Annotated in this window: 1 pseudogene; it reads right to left on the bottom strand. The window is 62.2% G+C overall.

What is annotated here, in order from left to right:
- A pseudogene (locus B0W88_RS35075) lies at positions 1-217 on the bottom strand (hypothetical protein); the annotation flags it as partial.

Genomic DNA, 217 nt, shown 5'->3' with positions numbered 1-217 from the left:
GAAGAACTCGGCAAGCAAGTTCGAGGTCCCCTTGAGCTGAACCCCCAAGGTACTCCAGCCCTGCGAGGCTGCACTCTGAAGCAACCAGTGCGCGCCACTGCTTGTCGGCAGCTCGAATGCCAGCGACTGCGCTTTGCCTGTATTCCTGAAGCATCTTTCCGCTATGGCCACCAGCACCTGGGCCAGCAGCCCGGCGGTGGGGAGGCCCTTGTCGATG

The sequence above is a fragment of the Pelomonas sp. KK5 genome, from assembly GCF_001984095.1.
GTDB lineage: Bacteria > Pseudomonadota > Gammaproteobacteria > Burkholderiales > Burkholderiaceae_C > KK5.
This window is presented reverse-complemented; position numbering and strand designations above follow the sequence as displayed.